At 51.2% G+C, this 18787-nt stretch carries 20 protein-coding genes; 9 read left to right on the top strand and 11 right to left on the bottom strand.

Annotated elements, in window-relative coordinates; translation table 11 throughout:
* Positions 1-37: 37 nt before the first annotated feature.
* The 4 genes from dauA to lolB all read right to left on the bottom strand — a co-directional run bounded on the left by dauA (position 38) and on the right by lolB (position 4414).
* Positions 38-1690 carry a C4-dicarboxylic acid transporter DauA gene (dauA, locus tag KXD89_RS12710; RefSeq protein ID WP_001300632.1) on the bottom strand — a complete coding sequence of 551 codons (1653 nt, stop codon included), beginning with the start codon at positions 1688-1690 and terminating at the stop codon, positions 38-40.
* Between the two features lie 151 nt (positions 1691-1841).
* Entirely contained in the window at positions 1842-2789 is a 948-nt protein-coding gene (prs, locus tag KXD89_RS12705) for a ribose-phosphate diphosphokinase (protein WP_001298109.1), read from the bottom strand.
* A gap of 150 nt (positions 2790-2939) precedes the next feature.
* Positions 2940-3791: a 4-(cytidine 5'-diphospho)-2-C-methyl-D-erythritol kinase gene (gene ispE / locus KXD89_RS12700; protein ID WP_001260332.1), complete on the bottom strand. Its 852-nt coding sequence runs from the start codon at positions 3789-3791 to the stop codon at positions 2940-2942.
* A complete protein-coding gene (gene lolB, locus KXD89_RS12695) occupies positions 3791-4414 on the bottom strand; it encodes a lipoprotein insertase outer membrane protein LolB (RefSeq protein ID WP_001130692.1) in 624 nt (207 codons plus the stop codon). The genes ispE and lolB overlap by 1 nt, the downstream gene beginning before the upstream one ends.
* A gap of 213 nt (positions 4415-4627) precedes the next feature.
* On the opposite strand from lolB, the gene hemA reads away from it, so the two are divergent.
* Genes hemA through kdsA form a run of 6 tightly spaced genes read left to right on the top strand, consistent with a single transcriptional unit; the run spans position 4628 to position 9933 of the window.
* Positions 4628-5884: a glutamyl-tRNA reductase gene (gene hemA / locus KXD89_RS12690; protein ID WP_001299679.1), complete on the top strand. Its 1257-nt coding sequence runs from the start codon at positions 4628-4630 to the stop codon at positions 5882-5884.
* 41 nt (positions 5885-5925) lie between these two features.
* Positions 5926-7008, top strand: a complete 1083-nt coding sequence (prfA, locus tag KXD89_RS12685) for a peptide chain release factor 1 (RefSeq protein ID WP_000804726.1) — start codon at positions 5926-5928, stop codon at positions 7006-7008.
* Positions 7008-7841 (top strand): peptide chain release factor N(5)-glutamine methyltransferase, encoded by an 834-nt coding sequence (prmC, locus tag KXD89_RS12680; RefSeq protein WP_000456467.1) that lies wholly within the window; start codon positions 7008-7010, stop codon positions 7839-7841. The genes prfA and prmC overlap by 1 nt, the downstream gene beginning before the upstream one ends.
* Entirely contained in the window at positions 7838-8230 is a 393-nt protein-coding gene (sirB2, locus tag KXD89_RS12675) for an invasion regulator SirB2 (protein ID WP_000200374.1), read from the top strand. The genes prmC and sirB2 overlap by 4 nt, the downstream gene beginning before the upstream one ends.
* A 3-nt stretch (positions 8231-8233) precedes the next feature.
* Positions 8234-9043, top strand: coding sequence for an invasion regulator SirB1 (gene sirB1 / locus KXD89_RS12670; RefSeq protein ID WP_001257044.1), 810 nt, complete (start codon positions 8234-8236; stop codon positions 9041-9043).
* A 35-nt stretch (positions 9044-9078) separates the two neighbouring features.
* Positions 9079-9933, top strand: coding sequence for a 3-deoxy-8-phosphooctulonate synthase (gene kdsA / locus KXD89_RS12665; RefSeq protein WP_000811065.1), 855 nt, complete (start codon positions 9079-9081; stop codon positions 9931-9933).
* A gap of 148 nt (positions 9934-10081) precedes the next feature.
* Here the strand turns inward: kdsA and KXD89_RS12660 are convergent, their stop codons facing one another.
* The 4 genes from KXD89_RS12660 to chaA all read right to left on the bottom strand — a co-directional run bounded on the left by KXD89_RS12660 (position 10082) and on the right by chaA (position 12763).
* On the bottom strand, positions 10082-10189 hold the full coding sequence (locus tag KXD89_RS12660; protein ID WP_000170955.1) for a type I toxin-antitoxin system toxin Ldr family protein: 108 nt from the start codon (positions 10187-10189) through the stop codon (positions 10082-10084).
* Between the two features lie 427 nt (positions 10190-10616).
* A complete protein-coding gene (locus tag KXD89_RS12655; RefSeq protein WP_000170963.1) occupies positions 10617-10724 on the bottom strand; it encodes a type I toxin-antitoxin system toxin Ldr family protein in 108 nt (35 codons plus the stop codon).
* A 427-nt stretch (positions 10725-11151) separates the two neighbouring features.
* On the bottom strand, positions 11152-11259 hold the full coding sequence (locus KXD89_RS12650) for a type I toxin-antitoxin system toxin Ldr family protein (protein WP_000170955.1): 108 nt from the start codon (positions 11257-11259) through the stop codon (positions 11152-11154).
* 403 nt (positions 11260-11662) lie between these two features.
* Positions 11663-12763: a sodium-potassium/proton antiporter ChaA gene (gene chaA / locus KXD89_RS12645; protein ID WP_000063607.1), complete on the bottom strand. Its 1101-nt coding sequence runs from the start codon at positions 12761-12763 to the stop codon at positions 11663-11665.
* Between the two features lie 269 nt (positions 12764-13032).
* On the opposite strand from chaA, the gene chaB reads away from it, so the two are divergent.
* Positions 13033-13263: a putative cation transport regulator ChaB gene (chaB, locus tag KXD89_RS12640; RefSeq protein WP_001146444.1), complete on the top strand. Its 231-nt coding sequence runs from the start codon at positions 13033-13035 to the stop codon at positions 13261-13263.
* A gap of 157 nt (positions 13264-13420) precedes the next feature.
* Positions 13421-14116: a glutathione-specific gamma-glutamylcyclotransferase gene (gene chaC / locus KXD89_RS12635; RefSeq protein WP_001336325.1), complete on the top strand. Its 696-nt coding sequence runs from the start codon at positions 13421-13423 to the stop codon at positions 14114-14116.
* Positions 14117-14159: 43 nt separating this feature from the next.
* Here chaC and ychN read toward each other — a convergent pair whose 3' ends face one another.
* Entirely contained in the window at positions 14160-14513 is a 354-nt protein-coding gene (gene ychN, locus KXD89_RS12630; RefSeq protein WP_001169669.1) for a DsrE/F sulfur relay family protein YchN, read from the bottom strand.
* Positions 14514-14697: 184 nt separating this feature from the next.
* Here ychN and ychO point away from each other — a divergent pair, with 184 nt between their 5' ends.
* Positions 14698-16092: an inverse autotransporter invasin YchO gene (gene ychO / locus KXD89_RS12625; protein WP_000086217.1), complete on the top strand. Its 1395-nt coding sequence runs from the start codon at positions 14698-14700 to the stop codon at positions 16090-16092.
* Here the strand turns inward: ychO and narL are convergent, their stop codons facing one another.
* On the bottom strand, positions 16093-16743 hold the full coding sequence (gene narL, locus KXD89_RS12620; RefSeq protein WP_000070491.1) for a two-component system response regulator NarL: 651 nt from the start codon (positions 16741-16743) through the stop codon (positions 16093-16095).
* Positions 16736-18532 (bottom strand): nitrate/nitrite two-component system sensor histidine kinase NarX, encoded by a 1797-nt coding sequence (gene narX, locus KXD89_RS12615; protein ID WP_000918073.1) that lies wholly within the window; start codon positions 18530-18532, stop codon positions 16736-16738. The genes narL and narX overlap by 8 nt, the downstream gene beginning before the upstream one ends.
* Positions 18533-18787 lie beyond the last annotated feature (255 nt).

The raw sequence follows: 18787 nt of genomic DNA, 5'->3' as shown, positions 1-18787 counted from the left end.
TGACCAGTCAGTTTGCGCTGACTGGTCAATCTCGTACTTATAAATCCGCCATCGCCGCGCGACGATTCGGGAAGAACGCCAGGCGTCCCGGGATCGGTTGAATGCCAGCGCGAGCCATAGTGCGCAGTGGCTGGAATTCCACGTTGCACACGCGCAGTTCACATCCCTCGGGCAGACGCTTCACAAAACGCTGGAACGCATCAAGACCACCAGCATCAAGTACCGGAACGGCATCCCACTTCAGAATCACAATCCGTTTGCCTTCAAGACGTGACTCCAGGTCCGTGAATAAGCCTTCAGCAGCAGCAAAAAACAGCGGGCCAATAACGCGCAGAACCAGGACATCGTCTGGAACATCTACGACTACCGGTGCCAGGCGAGTCATACGTGCGATACGACGCATAAACAGCAGCGATGCCAGCACGATCCCCACGCTGATGGCAATAACCATATCAAACAACACGGTCAGCGACATGCACAGCAGCATGACGATGATGTCATCTTTCGGCGCATGACGCAGCAAGTCGACCACTTTGTGCGCTTCACTCATGTTCCACGCCACCATCAACAGCAGGGCTGCCATGGCGGAAAGCGGCAGCCAGGAGAGCAGCGGTGCCAGTACCAGCAGGGCAAGAATAACCAGAATAGAGTGGATCACCGCCGAGATAGGGGACGTTGCCCCGGCACGGACGTTAGCGGCAGAACGCGCGATGGCAGCTGTAGCGGTAATACCACCAAAGAACGGAGCGATAATATTCCCCAGTCCCTGTCCAACCAGTTCGCTGTTCGCCTTGTGTTTCGTCCCGGTCATACCATCCAGCACCACGGCGCAGAGCAGAGATTCGATTGCGCCGAGCATTGCCATTGAGAATGCCGCAGGCAGCAGTGTGCGAATAGAATCCCAGGTTAGCGTGAATTCTGAATTAGGCAGATCCCACGGCAGCACCAGTTGCGGCAGCAGTTGCGGAATACCGTTACCCTGAGAACCATCGGCCAGGACGTAGTGGAATTGCGAACCGATGGTAGCAACATGTCCGCCGAGCAGGTTAACAATCCCCATCACCGCGCAACCAGCCAGCAAGGCCGGAAGGTGACCGGGTAAACGAATGCCCAGACGCGGCCAAAAAACAAGAATACCTAGCGTCACAATGCCAATGGCAGCATCACCCACATTAATGGTCGGCAGCGCCATAAATAATGCGCCGACTTTTTGTAGATAATGTTCCGGGACATGGGCCATTTGCAGACCGAGAAAATCTTTAATCTGCATGGTACCGATGGTGATCCCGATACCCGAGGTGAAACCTAAGGTGACGGAAACCGGAATATACTCAATCAGGCGACCAAAGCGTGCCAGACCCATCAGAATCAAAAAGATCCCCGACAGCAAGGTCGCAACCAGCAGTCCTGCCAGTCCAAACTGTTGCGACACGGGATAGAGAATTACCACAAATGCCGCAGTCGGACCGGAAACGCTAAAGCGTGACCCACCCGTCAGAGCAATGACAATCCCCGCAACAGCTGCGGTATATAAACCGTACTGGGGTGCCACACCACTACCAATAGCCAACGCCATCGCCAGCGGGATAGCAATAATCCCGACGGTTATCCCGGCAATCAGGTCACGGGTAAACCGTGCGGCAGTATATTTTTCTTTCCAGCAAGCGTCGATCAGAGCGCGGAAAGGCATCACATGTGAGGAAAATATTTTGTTCACAATAATGTTTCATCCGTGAGCGCATCATCTGTCAACTAAATGGCAGGTGAAGGAGGCATAGGTCATACAAATGGATATTACAGACAAAAAAACCCGCCGCAGCGGGTCTTTGAGCCGGGTTCGATTAGTGTTCGAACATGGCAGAGATCGATTCTTCGTTGCTGATACGACGAATCGCTTCGGCCAGCATACCTGACAGGGTCAGAGTACGCACGTTCGGCAGTGATTTGATTTCATCGCTCAGCGGAATGGTATCGCAGACAACGACTTCATCAATTACAGAGTTACGCAGGTTGTTCGCCGCGTTGCCAGAGAAGATCGGGTGAGTCGCGTACGCAAATACACGTTTAGCACCACGTTCTTTCAGAGCTTCAGCAGCTTTACACAGCGTACCGCCAGTGTCGATCATATCATCGACCAGTACGCAGTCACGACCTGCAACGTCACCGATGATATGCATCACCTGTGAAACGTTCGCACGCGGACGACGTTTGTCGATGATTGCCATATCGGTATCGTTCAGCAGCTTAGCGATAGCGCGGGCACGCACAACGCCGCCGATGTCCGGAGAAACCACAATTGGGTTATCCAGATTCAGCTGCAGCATGTCTTCCAGCAGGATCGGGCTACCAAATACGTTATCAACCGGAACGTCGAAGAAACCCTGAATCTGTTCAGCGTGCAGATCCACTGTCAGCACACGGTCAACACCGACGCTGGAGAGGAAGTCTGCAACCACTTTCGCAGTGATTGGTACACGAGCGGAACGGACGCGACGGTCCTGGCGCGCATAGCCAAAGTAGGGGATAACAGCGGTGATACGACCTGCGGAAGCACGACGCAGGGCATCAACCATAACGACTAATTCCATCAGGTTGTCGTTAGTAGGGGCACAAGTGGACTGGATGATGAAAATATCACCACCGCGTACATTTTCATTAATTTGTACGCTGACTTCGCCATCGCTAAAGCGACCTACAGCGGCGTCGCCGAGTGAAGTGTACAGGCGGTTGGCAATACGTTGTGCTAGTTCCGGGGTGGCGTTACCAGCAAAAAGCTTCATATCAGGCACGAGAAGAACCTCAGGCATGCGTCCATTGGTGGAAAGAATCTGCCGAAAACTGTGCGGGCCAGGCATGATCCTTTCCAGGCGGTGTATTAAAGAGCGCGATGCAACGTCTGGAACAAGGTGACGTTGTCACCGAAACTCAGCTTGCCCGGCTTAAAGCATGGCTCTGTGCAATGGGGAAAGATTAGCGCCTTTCGCCACAAAGCCATTGAGCCATTCCGGGGCTTGCTCTAGCACCTGGCGGGCTTCAGACTCTGTATCAAATTCAGCAAAGACACAGGCCCCTGTCCCAGTCAGGCGCGACGGGGCGTATTCTAACAGCCAGGAAAGCACCGCATCAACCTCGCGAAAACGTTTTCTTGCGATAACCTCGCAATCATTGCTGAATTCACATTTTAGCAACGTTTCTATTGACCTTTTTGGCGTATTGCGCGGGAGTTCAGGATCTTTAAAAATCACCGGAGTCGGAATACTTACACCAGGGTGCGCCACCAGATACCACTTCTCTGGCGGATCCACCGGCGTTAGTATTTCACCAACGCCTTCGGCAAACGCGGCATGCCCCCGAACAAAGACAGGAACATCTGCGCCCAGCGTCAGCCCCATTTCCGCCAGCTCATCCATGCTTAGCCCGCATTGCCAGAGATGATTTAATGCCACCAGGACCGTCGCGGCATTGGATGAACCACCGCCGAGACCGCCGCCCATCGGCAAACGCTTGTCAATGCTGATATTCGCACCGCTTCCCGTCGGAAGACGCCCGCTGTCTGCCGCAGTTTTCATCAACAATCGCGCTGCGCGAACGATCAGGTTATCTTCATGTTCCACGCCTTCAACGGGCGTTAACAGACGAATATCCCCATCGTCACGAAGCTCAATGCTGATGGTGTCGCCGTAATCAAGAAACTGAAACAGCGTTTGCAGCGTGTGGTAACCATCCGCACGCTGACCGGTAATGTATAAAAACAGATTAAGTTTTGCCGGAGAGGGCCACTGTGTCCGCATTATTTCACTATCCAGTTATCCATTTTTAACTTGATGCGTTGACCACCGTCGGTGAGTTCCATATTGGCTGGCATCGCAGGTTGCGTTTTGGTGTCATAACCACCATAAACAACCTTCCAGTTTTTGCCATTCTGGCTGTAGGTAATTTCGCTCAGGCGGTACTGGTCGTCCAGTTTGTAGTCGGTTGCATCACCCGGTAAACCTAAAATCCACTGGCGCAAGCTGTTGAGCGGAATTGGCATTCCGGTCAATTTGCCAATCATCTCTTCGGCGTCATCGGCGGTATAACGCTGACCTTTATTGTCGACTAACTGCACGTTACCCGGTTGAGCATTCAGCTCCAGTTCCGTGCTGCCCAATGGGTTAGTGAGCAGCAGACGGTAGCGATCCTGGCCGGTTTGCTGCCAGAAAAAGCGGGCGTACACTTTTTGTTGGTCAGAAATATAAGCGAACGCGCCGCGAGTCTGATACTGATTAAGATTGCGCACGTCTTGCTGATGCTGACGCCATTGTGGCGAATCCGGGCTTTTGCCAGGACCTTTGGGCGTGGTAACGGAACAGGCAGTGAGCACAAGAGCAGCCAGCGGTAGCAGGCGGATAAGACGAAAATCGGGCAGGGGCATAGTGATGACAAGTCCTTGAGATACGTTGCAGTTATAACCCTTAATGCTAGCGTTACCGTCCGCTATCGTCTATGTTCAAGTTGTCTTAATTGCCAGAATCTAACGGCTTTCGGCAATTACTCCAAAAGGGGGCGCTCTCTTTTATTGATCTTACGCATCCTGTATGATGCAAGCAGACTAACCCTATCAACGTTGGTATTATTTCCCGCAGACATGACCCTTTTAGCACTCGGTATCAACCATAAAACGGCACCTGTATCGCTGCGAGAACGTGTATCGTTTTCGCCGGATAAGCTCGATCAGGCGCTTGACAGCCTGCTTGCGCAGCCGATGGTGCAGGGCGGCGTGGTGCTGTCGACGTGCAACCGCACGGAACTTTATCTTAGCGTTGAAGAGCAGGACAACCTGCAAGAGGCGTTAATCCGCTGGCTTTGCGATTATCACAATCTTAATGAAGAAGATCTGCGTAAAAGCCTCTACTGGCATCAGGATAACGACGCGGTTAGCCATTTAATGCGTGTTGCCAGCGGCCTGGATTCACTGGTTCTGGGGGAGCCGCAGATCCTCGGTCAGGTTAAAAAAGCGTTTGCCGATTCGCAAAAAGGTCATATGAAGGCCAGCGAACTGGAACGCATGTTCCAGAAATCTTTCTCTGTCGCGAAACGCGTTCGCACTGAAACAGATATCGGTGCCAGCGCTGTGTCTGTCGCTTTTGCGGCTTGTACGCTGGCGCGGCAGATCTTTGAATCGCTCTCTACGGTCACAGTGTTGCTGGTAGGCGCGGGCGAAACTATCGAGCTGGTGGCGCGTCATCTGCGCGAACACAAAGTACAGAAGATGATTATCGCCAACCGCACTCGCGAACGTGCCCAAATTCTGGCAGATGAAGTCGGCGCGGAAGTGATTGCCCTGAGTGATATCGACGAACGTCTGCGCGAAGCCGATATCATCATCAGTTCCACCGCCAGCCCGTTACCGATTATCGGGAAAGGCATGGTGGAGCGCGCATTAAAAAGCCGTCGCAACCAACCAATGCTGTTGGTGGATATTGCCGTTCCGCGCGATGTTGAGCCGGAAGTTGGCAAACTGGCGAATGCTTATCTTTATAGCGTTGATGATCTGCAAAGCATCATTTCGCACAACCTGGCGCAGCGTAAAGCCGCAGCGGTTGAGGCGGAAACTATTGTCGCTCAGGAAACCAGCGAATTTATGGCGTGGCTGCGAGCACAAAGCGCCAGCGAAACCATTCGCGAGTATCGCAGCCAGGCAGAGCAAGTTCGCGATGAGTTAACCGCCAAAGCGTTAGCGGCCCTTGAGCAGGGCGGCGACGCGCAAGCCATTATGCAGGATCTGGCATGGAAACTGACTAACCGCTTGATCCATGCGCCAACGAAATCACTTCAACAGGCCGCCCGTGACGGGGATAACGAACGCCTGAATATTCTGCGCGACAGCCTCGGGCTGGAGTAGCAGTACATCATTTTCTTTTTTTACAGGGTGCATTTACGCCTATGAAGCCTTCTATCGTTGCCAAACTGGAAGCCCTGCATGAACGCCATGAAGAAGTTCAGGCGTTGCTGGGTGACGCGCAAACTATCGCCGACCAGGAACGTTTTCGCGCATTATCACGCGAATATGCGCAGTTAAGTGATGTTTCGCGCTGTTTTACCGACTGGCAACAGGTTCAGGAAGATATCGAAACCGCACAGATGATGCTCGATGATCCTGAAATGCGTGAGATGGCGCAGGATGAACTGCGCGAAGCTAAAGAAAAAAGCGAGCAACTGGAACAGCAATTACAGGTTCTGTTACTGCCAAAAGATCCTGATGACGAACGTAACGCCTTCCTCGAAGTCCGAGCCGGAACCGGCGGCGACGAAGCGGCGCTGTTCGCGGGCGATCTGTTCCGTATGTACAGCCGTTATGCCGAAGCCCGCCGCTGGCGGGTAGAAATCATGAGCGCCAGCGAGGGTGAACATGGTGGTTATAAAGAGATCATCGCCAAAATTAGCGGTGATGGTGTGTATGGTCGTCTGAAATTTGAATCCGGCGGTCATCGCGTGCAACGTGTTCCTGCTACGGAATCGCAGGGTCGTATTCATACTTCTGCTTGTACCGTTGCGGTAATGCCAGAACTGCCTGACGCAGAACTGCCGGACATCAACCCAGCAGATTTACGCATTGATACTTTCCGCTCGTCAGGGGCGGGTGGTCAGCACGTTAACACCACCGATTCGGCAATTCGTATTACTCACTTGCCGACCGGGATTGTTGTTGAATGTCAGGACGAACGTTCACAACATAAAAACAAAGCTAAAGCACTTTCTGTTCTCGGTGCTCGCATCCACGCTGCTGAAATGGCAAAACGCCAACAGGCCGAAGCGTCTACCCGTCGTAACCTGCTGGGGAGTGGCGATCGCAGCGACCGTAACCGTACTTACAACTTCCCGCAGGGGCGCGTTACCGATCACCGCATCAACCTGACGCTCTACCGCCTGGATGAAGTGATGGAAGGTAAGCTGGATATGCTGATTGAACCGATTATCCAGGAACATCAGGCCGACCAACTGGCGGCGTTGTCCGAGCAGGAATAATGGAATATCAACACTGGTTACGTGAAGCAATAAGCCAACTTCAGGCGAGCGAAAGCCCGCGGCGTGATGCTGAAATCCTGCTGGAGCATGTTACCGGCAGAGGGCGTACTTTTATTCTCGCCTTTGGTGAAACGCAGCTGACTGACGAACAATGTCAGCAACTTGATGCGCTACTGACACGTCGTCGCGATGGTGAACCCATTGCTCATTTAACCGGGGTGCGAGAATTCTGGTCGTTGCCGTTATTTGTTTCGCCAGCGACCTTAATTCCGCGCCCGGATACGGAGTGTCTGGTGGAGCAGGCACTGGCGCGGTTGCCTGAACAACCTTGCCGTATTCTCGATCTCGGGACGGGTACCGGGGCGATTGCGCTTGCGCTGGCTAGCGAGCGCCCGGACTGCGAAATTATCGCTGTAGATCGTATGCCTGATGCTGTCTCCCTGGCACAACGTAATGCCCAGCATCTGGCGATCAAAAATATCCACATTCTGCAAAGCGACTGGTTTAGCGCGCTAGCCGGGCAGCAGTTTGCGATGATTGTCAGCAATCCGCCGTATATTGACGAGCAGGACCCTCATCTTCAACAAGGCGATGTCCGCTTTGAGCCGCTCACTGCGCTGGTTGCGGCAGACAGTGGAATGGCAGACATCGTGCATATCATCGAACAGTCGCGTAACGCGCTGGTATCCGGCGGCTTTCTGCTTCTGGAACATGGCTGGCAGCAGGGCGAAGCGGTGCGACAAGCATTTATCCTCGCGGGGTATCATGACGTCGAAACCTGCCGTGACTATGGTGATAACGAGCGCGTAACGCTCGGCCGCTATTATCAATGACAAGTTTTTCTACACTGCTTAGTGTTCATCTTATTAGTATCGCGCTTTCTGTTGGGCTATTAACCTTACGTTTCTGGCTACGTTATCAGAAGCATCCACAGGCATTTGCTCGCTGGACGCGCATTGTGCCGCCGGTTGTCGATACGCTGTTACTGTTAAGCGGCATTGCGTTGATGGCTAAAGCGCACATCCTGCCATTTTCCGGGCAGGCACAGTGGCTGACTGAAAAGCTGTTTGGAGTTATCATTTATATCGTTTTGGGTTTTATTGCACTCGATTATCGTCGTATGCACAGTCAGCAGGCGCGCATTATTGCCTTCCCGCTGGCGTTGGTGGTGCTGTACATCATCATTAAACTCGCCACCACAAAAGTACCGTTACTGGGGTAAGTCATGAGATCGTTAGCTGATTTCGAATTTAATAAAGCGCCATTGTGCGAAGGCATGATCCTGGCTTGCGAAGCAATCCGCCGCGATTTTCCCTCGCAAGATGTTTACGACGAACTGGAGCGTCTCGTTAGTCTGGCGAAGGAAGAAATCAGCCAGCTTCTGCCTTTAGAAGAGCAGTTGGAAAAACTGATCGCGCTGTTTTACGGCGACTGGGGATTTAAAGCCTCACGCGGTGTTTATCGTCTTTCCGATGCATTATGGCTGGACCAGGTGTTAAAGAATCGACAGGGCAGTGCGGTATCATTAGGTGCGGTTTTATTATGGGTCGCGAATCGTCTCGATTTGCCGCTGCTGCCGGTGATTTTCCCTACGCAGCTGATATTGCGCATTGAATGTCCGGATGGCGAAATTTGGCTGATTAATCCTTTTAACGGTGAATCGTTAAGCGAACATATGCTGGACGTATGGTTAAAGGGAAATATCAGCCCGTCGGCGGAACTGTTTTATGAAGACCTTGATGAAGCTGATAACATTGAGGTAATCCGCAAATTGCTGGATACACTCAAAGCCTCGTTGATGGAAGAAAATCAGATGGAGCTGGCGTTACGCACCAGCGAAGCTTTATTACAATTCAACCCTGAAGATCCCTATGAAATTCGCGATCGCGGGTTGATTTATGCGCAACTGGATTGCGAACACGTTGCGTTGAACGATTTAAGTTATTTCGTTGAACAGTGTCCGGAAGACCCGATCAGCGAAATGATCCGTGCGCAAATAAATAACATCGCGCATAAACATATTGTGCTGCATTAATTAATCGACATTTTACTCAAGATTAAGGCGATCCTATGAAACAAAAAGTGGTTAGCATTGGCGACATCAACGTAGCAAATGACCTGCCGTTCGTACTGTTTGGCGGTATGAACGTGTTGGAATCTCGCGATCTGGCGATGCGCATTTGCGAGCACTACGTAACTGTGACCCAGAAACTGGGTATCCCTTACGTGTTCAAAGCCTCTTTTGACAAAGCCAACCGCTCCTCCATCCACTCTTATCGTGGACCGGGCCTGGAAGAAGGGATGAAAATCTTCCAGGAGTTGAAGCAGACTTTTGGCGTGAAAATTATCACCGACGTTCACGAACCAAGTCAGGCACAGCCCGTTGCTGATGTCGTGGATGTGATTCAGTTGCCGGCGTTTCTTGCTCGCCAGACTGACCTGGTTGAAGCCATGGCGAAAACCGGTGCGGTAATTAACGTCAAGAAACCACAGTTTGTCAGCCCGGGACAGATGGGTAATATCGTTGATAAATTCAAAGAAGGCGGCAACGAAAAAGTGATTCTTTGCGATCGCGGTGCTAACTTCGGCTATGACAACCTGGTTGTCGATATGCTGGGCTTCAGCATTATGAAGAAAGTGTCTGGTAACTCGCCGGTGATTTTCGACGTGACCCACGCACTGCAATGCCGCGATCCGTTTGGCGCAGCTTCCGGTGGTCGTCGTGCTCAGGTGGCTGAGCTGGCACGAGCCGGTATGGCGGTAGGTCTGGCGGGGCTGTTTATTGAAGCGCATCCGGATCCGGAACATGCGAAATGTGATGGTCCATCCGCGCTGCCGCTGGCTAAACTGGAACCGTTCCTCAAGCAGATGAAAGCGATTGATGATCTGGTGAAAGGTTTCGAAGAACTGGATACCAGCAAGTAATCTTTTTTGCTTGAAAAATAAAGTATTAGCGTTCTGCGTTAAGACTTTTTTCATGGGTGCCGGATACAAAAAAGGCCGCAGGCTGTTACCCCTGCGGCCGGTTTCGGGCGCATATTGCCATCACGGCAGCCTGACGCCCGTTTTCACCTTACTTCCGGTTACGCCACCAGCTGACAATCGCTGCGGTAATAATTCCCGCCAGGATCGGTGCTGCCAGGTCGTGCCAGAAAATCATGGCAAACTGCGCGAGCGTCATATAGCCGCCTTGTTGTAATGACAACATTTTGCGGCTATTCTTGAATTGTTCTGGTTCAAGATTAGCCCCCGTTCTGTTGTCAGGTTGTACCTCTCAACGTGCGGGGGTTTTCTCTTTCCAGCAACCAATGCCACCAGGGATAAAGCCCCCGCAACATTGCGCCTCACCGGATAACGCCGGCTTGGTGTGGATACTACGACTCAATTCATCTTCACTTCATCCCTGAAATGTTTGCAATGAAGAGTGCATTCCGGTTTTTCAACAGCTGTTACAGTCATTTCATGAGTGCTCTGGATGAGGCTTCCAGCTCGGGTTGCCAATATTTACTTGTGGAAGTGATAAAGACAAAAATGGCCGCAGGCTGTTACCCCTGCGGCCGGTTTCGGGCGCATATTGCCATCACGGCAGCCTGACGCCCGTTTTCACCTTACTTCCGGTTACGCCACCAGCCGACAATCGCTGCGGTAATAATTCCCGCCAGGATCGGTGCCGCCAGGTCGTGCCAGAAAGTCATGGCAAACTGCGCGAGCGTCATATAGCCGCCTTGTTGTAATGACAACATTTTGCGGCTATTCTTGAAGTGTCTGGTTTCAAGATTAGCCCCCGTTCTGTTGTCAGGTTTTACCTCTCAACGTGCGGGGGTTTTCTCTTTCCAGCAACCAATGCCACCAGGGATAAAGCCCCCGCAACATTGCGCCTCACCGGATAATTCCGGCTTGGTGTGGATACTACGTCTCAATTCATCTTCACTTCATCCCTGAAATGTTTGCAATAAAGAGTACATTCCGGCTTTTCAACAGCTGTTGCAGTCGTTTCATGAGTGCTCTGGATGATGCTTCCAGCTCGGGTTGCCAATATTTACTTGTGGAAGAGATAAAGACAAAAATGGCCGCAGGCTGTTACCCCTGCGGCCGGTTTCGGGCGCATATTGCCATCACGGCAGCCTGACGCCCGTTTTCACCTTACTTCCGGTTACGCCACCAGCTGACAATCGCTGCGGTAATAATTCCCGCCAGGATCGGTGCTGCCAGGTCGTGCCAGAAAATCATGGCAAACTGCGCGAGCGTCATATAGCCGCCTTGTTGTAATGACAACATTTTGCGGCTATTCTTGAAGTGTCTGGTTTCAAGATTAGCCCCCGTTTTGTTGTCAGGTTTTACCTCTCAACGTGCGGGGGTTTTCTCTTTCCAGCAACCAATGCCACCAGGGATAAAGCCCCGCAACATTGCGCCTCACCGGATAACGCCGGCTTGGTGTGGATACTACGTCGCAATTCATCTTCACTTCATCCCTGAAATGTTTGCAATGAAGAGTACATTCCGGCTTTTCAACAGCTGTTGCAGTGGTTTCGTGCAGGGTGTGGTACAGGCTCGCAATTCTGATTAACGACCTGTCCAGGTAGTATGAAGAAATACAATAAGCAGGAATTTATATTATCTCCCCCGATTACCGTCATCGGAGGAGATATAACTGTCAGGCAAATATCGTCATCAAATAGGCGGCAAACAGTGCCAGATGCGCTGCGCCATTGAGCACGTTAGTACGTCCGGTGGAGAAGGAGATATGGCACAGCACTAAAGAGGCCACCATCACCACCATTTCTGGCGCACCAAGTGCAAACTGCAATTCGTTACCCGTCATAAAGGCAATTAGCGTGACGACAGGTACGGTAAGCGAAATGGTTGCTAACACTGAACCAAAGAACAGATTCATCGCGCGCTGAACCTGGTTGTTCAACACTGCTTTTAATGCACCTAAACCTTCCGGCGACAGAATCAACAGTGCCACCAGGAAGCCAGTAAAGGCGACAGGGGCATTCATGCTGTCGAGCAATGTCTCCAGCGAGCTGGCGTTCATTTTGGTCACCGCAATAACGGCAATCAGATGGATAATCAACCAGATAGCATGCCACAGGCTGCTATGGGCAGACGGTTTACCGTGATGCGGGTCGTCATCATCACTGTCATCTTCGTGCTCGTAGACAAACAAACTTTGATGCGTTTTGGTCTGGATCAGCAAAAATACGCCATACATTGCCGCAGAAATTAATGCTACCAGTAACGCCTGACCGGTTGAAAAATTCGCCGCAGGCAGAGCCATTGGAAATACCAGTACGATTATCGCCAGGGGGAACAGCGCAATTAAATACTGCTTGATACCAAACAGATTCATATATTGGGTGGCAAACTTACGACCGCCCAACAATAATGAAAAGCCAACCAGCCCACCGGTAACAATCATAATGATTGAATAGAGCGTATCACGCATTAGCGTTGGCGCGGCGTCGCCGGTTGCCATTAAAGCTGAAATCAAACTGACTTCAAGAATAACCACTGAAAGGCTAAGAATAAGCGAACCGTAAGGTTCTCCCAGGCGATGGGCTAATACGTCCGCATGACGGACAACACTAAAGGCGCTACTTAAAATACCAATAAGCGCAAGAAGATTGATGGCAATGACCACTGGTAGTGTCTGGCTGCTTCCCCACAGGAACAGCACTACCAGCGCCAGAACCGGGAAAATAAGCGAAGTCTCCTTGTGGCGGGTTTTTACCGCCTCTTGAGCATTTGACATTATGGTTATCCCTTTGCAGATGAATTTATCGAAAATGTAAAAAATAGGTAGGAAAAATAACAGAAAGTGTCTGGATATCGGTAACATTTTACGAATTTTTACCCCGCTGTCGATTTTTTACTCATTGGGGCATAAAAATAAGTATTACGTTTAGACAATGTTTGTTTTAGCGTCTCTTAAGAAGAGTCTGACCTGAAAATTCTTATGTTTTGGCAAGAGTAGATATTGTTGACCACACTTAATGTTCAACTTTGTAAAAGGAGTCAACGATGCCGTATAAAACGAAAAGCGATCTGCCGGAAAGCGTAAAGCACGTTCTACCGTCTCATGCCCAGGATATCTATAAAGAAGCGTTCAACAGCGCATGGGATCAATATAAAGATAAAGAAGATCGGCGTGATGACGCCAGTCGCGAAGAAACCGCGCATAAAGTGGCCTGGGCTGCTGTGAAGCATGAATATGCCAAAGGGGATGATGATAAATGGCATAAAAAATCGTAAAACCGGTCGCTTAGTTAAAGCTATTCGTGCGGTGTTGCCTTGCAAGTGGTCCGTGGATTGCATATTGTCCCGTTAGTGGTTTCAAAATGAGCAGTAAAAATGTCCGGAAGACACCAAAAAGTTGTCGCAGGGAAGTATGCAGTGGCGGAAGTGTAAGGTGATAACGCGTGATTTCTTGATGAATGCCGATTGTAAAACGGCATTTGGTGCCATTGAAGAATCACTCTTATGGTCAGCAGAACAACGGGCGGCTTCGCTGGCGGCGACGCTGGCTTGTCGACCTGATGAGGGACCGGTGTGGATCTTCGGCTATGGATCGTTGATGTGGAATCCGGCACTGGAGTTTACCGAATCGTGCACCGGTACACTGGTTGGATGGCATCGCGCATTTTGCCTGCGCCTGACCGCCGGGCGCGGGACTGCGCACCAGCCGGGACGGATGCTTGCACTGAAAGAGGGCGGACGCACCACAGGCGTCGCCTATCGACTGCCAGAAGAGACGCTGGAGCAGGAACTAACCCTGTTGTGGAAGCGAGAGATGATTACCGGCTGTTATCTGCCAACCTGGTGTCAGCTTGATCTTGATGATGGACGCACAGTAAACGCCATTGTGTTTATTATGGACCCGCGACATCCAGAATATGAATCTGATACTCGCGCTCAGGTCATCGCGCCGTTGATTGCGGCGGCGAGCGGTCCGCTGGGAACCAACGCACAATACCTGTTTTCACTGGAACAGGAGCTTATCAAACTGGGAATGCAGGACGATGGGCTGAATGATTTGCTGGTATCGGTAAAAAAACTGCTGGCGGAGAATTTTCCGGATGGTGTGTTACGTCCGGGATTCGCCTGAGTAAACTTCCCGCATAGTGGGGCGTCAGACGCCCCCTCAAACATTAAAATGTGAGCACTTTATCGGCTGACAGCGTCCATTGCGCCAGTTCCACAAGAGTACCGATTTCCACCCCATCAATCAGAGGAAGTGTACTAATCCCGCGCCCGTCGGTACAGGTTTTGCACAATTTCACCGGTACATTCTGAGCGGTAAGGATCTCCAGCATTTGCTGAATGTTGTAGCCTTCCCCTGGTTTTTGCCCGCGCAACCCGGCTGTGACCGCATCAGACATGAGGAACAGACGCAGATCCAGATTGCTCTCCTGCTCTCGTAACGCAATGGCCAGCCGCAAGCTGTTAAACAAGGATTCGCTCCCGTAAGGTGCGCCATTGGCAACGATCACGATTTTTTGCATTATTTACTCCTGTATTCAGGGAATTAGACACTCATCTTCTATCTTACTGCTTCTGCAGCGTCTGACCAATCGGTCACATTTTTAAGGATTTTCCTGAAAGCGCGAGAAAATACGACAAAAGTTGCCAGTAATCGTTATTCTTTAAGGCTATGGTTTTTCATTATTACCGGAAGTTACCGACGTTTTGAGCCGTTTCGTTCCTCGCATTATCCCGTTTTATTTACTCTTGCTTGTAGCAGGCGGTACAGCTAACGCACAATCTACCTTCGAGCAAAAAGCGGCAAATCCCTTTGATAATAACAATGATGGTCTGCCGGATTTAGGCATGGCTCCCGAAAATCATGATGGGGAAAAACACTTTGCTGAAATTGTGAAAGATTTCGGCGAAACCAGTATGAATGATAACGGGCTGGATACTGGCGAGCAGGCAAAAGCTTTCGCATTGGGAAAAGTCCGCGACGCGCTTAGTCAACAGGTTAATCAGCACGTAGAGTCCTGGCTATCACCGTGGGGAAATGCCAGTGTTGACGTCAAAGTGGATAACGAAGGACATTTCACCGGCAGTCGTGGAAGCTGGTTTGTGCCGTTACAAGATAATGATCGTTATCTCACCTGGAGCCAGCTTGGTCTTACTCAGCAGGATAATGGGTTGGTGAGCAATGTGGGCGTTGGGCAACGCTGGGCGCGCGGCAACTGGCTGGTGGGTTATAACACTTTTTATGACAACTTGCTGGACGAAAATCTTCAGCGAGCGGGCTTTGGTGCCGAAGCGTGGGGCGAATATTTGCGATTATCGGCAAACTTTTATCAGCCGTTTGCTGCATGGCATGAACAGACAGCCACGCAGGAACAACGGATGGCGCGCGGGTACGACCTGACAGCTCGGATGCGCATGCCGTTCTATCAACACCTCAATACCAGTGTCAGCCTAGAACAGTATTTTGGTGATCGTGTTGATTTGTTTAACTCTGGTACGGGTTATCACAATCCCGTCGCGTTGAGTCTGGGATTAAATTACACCCCTGTGCCATTAGTCACTGTGACGGCCCAGCATAAACAGGGTGAAAGTGGCGAAAATCAAAATAACCTCGGGCTGAATCTTAATTACCGCTTTGGTGTACCGCTCAAAAAACAACTTTCTGCGGGCGAGGTTGCCGAAAGTCAGTCGTTACGTGGTAGTCGCTATGACAATCCGCAGCGAAATAATCTACCGACTCTTGAGTACCGACAGCGAAAAACGTTAACGGTGTTTCTGGCGACACCGCCGTGGGATCTAAAACCTGGCGAAACAGTGCCGCTGAAATTACAAATCCGCAGTCGTTACGGTATTCGGCAACTGATTTGGCAGGGCGATACGCAGATATTAAGTTTGACGCCGGGCGCACAAGCCAACAGCGCGGAGGGCTGGACGCTGATCATGCCTGACTGGCAGAACGGGGAAGGGGCAAGCAATCACTGGCGATTGTCTGTGGTGGTGGAAGATAACCAGGGGCAGCGTGTCTCCTCCAATGAGATCACGCTAACGCTTGTCGAACCGTTCGATGCATTGTCAAACGACGAACTGCGCTGGGAACCGTAATCAGAAAATGCGCTCCTGATGCACCCATACCGCTGCTTCCACGCGAGACTTGAGCTTCATTTTCTTCAGCATGTGCTTGACGTGCACTTTTACTGTGCTTTCGGTGATATCCAGGCGGCGGGCAATCATCTTGTTCGGCAAACCCTGGGCAATCAGCTTGAGAATATCGCGCTCGCGTGGGGTTAACTGGTTAACATCGCGCTCAGTAGTGGCACGGTTAGCGCGCAAGCTGGCGGCCAGAACAGGCGTTAATGCTTCGCTTAATACCATTTCGCCAGCAGCTGCCTGATGCAATGCTTTCAGCAGATCTTCCGGTTCCATATCTTTTAACAGATAGCCATCCGCGCCGCGTTTCAGTGCGGTGACCACATCTTCTTCATGGTTAGAGACGCTGAATACCACAATGCGCCCTGAGAGGGACTTTTCGCGCAGTTTATCCAGCGTTTCCAGACCGTTCATGCCGGGCATATTGAGATCTAACAGGATCAGATCGGGATCAAGAGACTCCGCCAGTTCAATACCCTGTTCGCCATTACTCGCTTCGCCAACCACGGTGATATCTGGTGCCATACTGATAAGCTGTTTTACGCCAGTTCGCAGCATCGGGTGATCGTCAATCAGCAGGATAGTAGCCGGTTCCTGATTACTCATGGGTATCTCCTTGGACGTCTGTGAAAGTTTTTTCGGGAATAAAGGTGACCACCACTTCGGTGCCACCTGATTCACGACGGCGGACGCGGCAATCGCCTCGTAAACTTTGCGCACGATCGCGCATTATTATCATGCCGTAGTGATTGCTGCGGATGGCATTTTCAGGCACGCCGCAGCCGTTATCCTGGACGGTCAGTTTGACCTGATTATCGTTTTGCGCCACCGTCACCACGACTTCACTCGCTTGCGAATGTTTGAGGGCGTTACTTAATGCCTCACGGGCAATTTGCAACAAGTGGATTGCCTGATGCGAAGGCACCAGGCGAGGCGGCAATTGATAATCCAGCTTCACCGGGAAGCCAAATTTGGCGCTGTACTCTTCGCAACTCGCCTCCAGCGCCGGACGTAATCCAGGCTCGGTGAGCTGCAAGCGGAATGTGGTGAGCAATTCACGCAACTGCGCCCAGGATGCATTCAGTTCGTTACGGATCTGACTTAACAGTTCGCGGCTGCTTTCTGGCAGCGCATCGCCCTGCATCTGTAAACAACTCACCTGCATCTTCATGCAAGAGAGAGATTGGGCAATAGAATCATGCAGTTCGCGCGCAATGGTGGCACGCTCTTCCATCACGATCAACTGTTGCTGACGTTCCTGATGGCGATCCAGCGCCAGCGTGGCGGTGAGTTGTTCAACCAGGGTATCCACCAGTTGTTGTTGATCATGGCTAAGATGACGCCCCTGCGGCAGGGTCGCCAGCAAAATACCGTACTGCGTATGAGAGTCAGCCAGCCGCCACTTCAGGGTCGTGCCGCGATCACCAACGGGTAATACGCCGCGCGGGCAGAGCTGGCAGCCTTTATCATCACAAGTCATATCTGGCTGGCAGGTAAACTCCTGATGATTCTCTTCATCATCAGTGTCATACACCCGCAATTCGATATCACGTAGCAGGGTTAAATTCTGTAAGCCGTTGAGTACAGGTGACAGGCGTTCACACAGCGGGGCGCGGGAATGCAAACGGCGGTTAGCCTGCCATAAAAAAGAGAGGATCTGATTTTTATGCTCCAGCCCGGCGGTTTTCTCCTGAACCCGCTGCTCAAGTACGGCATAACTTTCGGCCAGTTCTGCAGACATATTGTTCAACGCAGTTCCAAGCATCGCCATTTCGTTGCGCCCGCTGATGTTTGCGCGTTGGGTAAAATCGCGATGACTGACGGCACTCGCCATTGCCAGCAGTTGCCGCCACGGTTGTAGCAGTCGCGCCCGCAACCAGATAATAGTGAACACCAGTAAAAGTGCCATAAATACCGCCATTACCCGATGGACCAGTACCACTGTCTCGATGCGCATTTCCGTGGTGCGGTCAAAACCAGATACCAGTTGATCAAGCCCGGCAACAAACTGGCTGACATCCGCTGACACCGTTTCTCGGTTTTGTGCACGCATCAGCGCAGGGATCAGTTCATTACGCCAGTAATCTTGTAAACCCTGTAATTGCGCCAGTTGTCCGTCTCGTTCTGCTGCTCGAGTCAACTCGGCGCTAAATGCCGTTTGTTCCATCTCTTTAATTAAGGGCTTGTCTTTCTCGCTTAATGGCACTGCCGCCAACAGACGGTAACTTTGCATGCGCAGCGATCCCGCTTTGTTGATCGCATGGGCGCTGCCCTGAACGCCTTGCACCAGCCAGCCAGAAACCGCCATCCCTGCCAGTCCAATAGCAGTAGAAAGCAACACAATAAGCGCAACCTGATTAACCAGGGTGAGCGGAGAGAGACAACGTTTAAGCATGTAAACCTCTTCCTTCAGGCTTTAAATGAGCAATAACCTTAATGAATGTGACGATACATTCTGGAATGGCAGTATTCTCGGCTATTGGCTGAAGTATACCCATACCCGGAAAGAGTTACTCCTTATTTGCCGTGTGGTTAGTCGCTTTACATCGGTAAGGGTAGGGATTTTACAGCACCGTGAAAAATCTCATAATTTTTATGAAGTCACTGTACTCACTATGGGTAATGATAAATATCAATGATAGATAAAGTT

The sequence above is a fragment of the Escherichia sp. TC-EC600-tetX4 genome (assembly GCF_019356055.1).
GTDB lineage: Bacteria > Pseudomonadota > Gammaproteobacteria > Enterobacterales > Enterobacteriaceae.
This window is presented reverse-complemented; position numbering and strand designations above follow the sequence as displayed.